Annotated in this window: 1 protein-coding gene; it reads right to left on the bottom strand. The window is 72.7% G+C overall.

Annotated features, from left to right (window positions below):
* Positions 1–277 precede the first annotated feature (277 nt).
* Positions 278–725 (bottom strand): hypothetical protein (locus ESO86_RS19580; RefSeq protein ID WP_165308392.1); only part of this gene is annotated, 448 nt, incomplete at its 5' end.

The raw sequence follows: 725 nt of genomic DNA, 5'->3' as shown, positions 1-725 counted from the left end.
CGAGCGCGGATGCGCCGGCTCCCGCTCCGGCGAGCAGGCCGCGGCGCGTCAGCTGCGCCTGGCGGGCCTGCGCGACGAGGGCGCGGACGACGGGGTCCTGGGGAAGGGGACGGCTGCTCACGAGGTCTCCAATCGACATGCATGCGCGTGCAGGGGTGCGAAGATACTGACACACTGCGTGGCGGAACGCAGCAGATGATGTCCAAATCGTTAATTTCTGCGAACGTCACGCACGGAATCAGTACCCATACCGGCTCACGACAGGTGGAATTCGTCGTCATGCCGGAGGCCATGCCGCGCGTTCCGTCGTCCGGTCGGAGCGGATGCGCCAGCACTGGTCGCGATCGACGTCGAGGAGCGGCGGCAGGCCGGCGTCGCGGACCAGGACGCGCAGCTCCTGGCTCCCACCATGGACGACCAGCTCCGCCCTCGCCCGGGCTGCGGCCGCGAGGCTCCAGTGCGCCGCCCAGGCGTCGGCGTCGCCGACGACGACCACGCCGTCCGCCGCGGACGACTCGTCGATCGCATGCTGGGCACGCCGCACGGCCTCCGGGCCGTCGGCGAGGCGGATGAGCTCGATTCCCGGAGCGATCCGGCCGATCGCGTCGGCGTCCGCACCCGGCCACGCGGAGACGACCGCGACCGGACGTGCGGGGTCGAGACGGAGTGGCGGGGCCTCGATCCGCGGCGCGGCGGGCGCCGTGCGGTCCGCGCGCAGGAACTGC

This window comes from Agromyces binzhouensis, assembly GCF_004135055.1.
In the GTDB taxonomy this organism is placed as follows: Bacteria; Actinomycetota; Actinomycetes; order Actinomycetales; family Microbacteriaceae; genus Agromyces; species Agromyces binzhouensis.
This window is presented reverse-complemented; position numbering and strand designations above follow the sequence as displayed.